This is a genomic window from Skermanella aerolata KACC 11604, assembly GCF_000936425.1.
Lineage (GTDB): Bacteria > Pseudomonadota > Alphaproteobacteria > Azospirillales > Azospirillaceae > Skermanella > Skermanella aerolata.
In genome coordinates this window covers 1-469 of sequence record NZ_AVFK01000210.1, presented here as the reverse complement: position 1 = coordinate 469, position 469 = coordinate 1, and the positions used below count along the sequence as shown (strand labels likewise).

Sequence of the window (469 nt, the reverse complement as noted above, 5' to 3'; positions counted from 1 at the left end):
CGATCCGGCCCAGGCGCAGCCAGGTTTCCAGCGCCGCCACCGGGCAGGTCGCGTCGGCCGAGCCGCGGCCGACCTCGACCTCGCGCCAGCCGGTCTTGCCCCGGACATGGAGCAGCAGGCCAGCATCGAGCGGCTCGATCCAGCCCGACGCCTCGGGCGTCTCGTCGGCACCGTGGTCGAGTCCGACGATCTCGCTGCGGCGCAGGCCGCCGGCAAACCCGACCAGCAGGAGGGAGCGGTCGCGCAAGCTCCGCAGGTCGTGGCCGAGCAGCGCCGCCATGGCGGCGACGTCGGCGCCGAGCAGCGCCTCCTTGGCCTCGGGCGGCCGGCCGTGGGCGCGGCGGATGCCGGCCAGCACCTCGCGGATATGGCGGTCGGTGCGGTCGAGCGTGAAGCCGCGCTGGCGGAAATTCCAGCCGAGGCCGGCAAGGCGGCGGTCGACGGTGGCGGCCGCCCGGCCCCGCTTCGC

At 76.3% G+C, this 469-nt stretch carries 1 protein-coding gene; it reads right to left on the bottom strand.

All coding sequences use genetic code 11. From position 1 onward, the window contains the following. Positions 1-469, bottom strand: a 469-nt coding sequence (locus N826_RS44650) for a site-specific integrase (RefSeq protein WP_044438111.1), incomplete at both ends; no start/stop codon positions are given.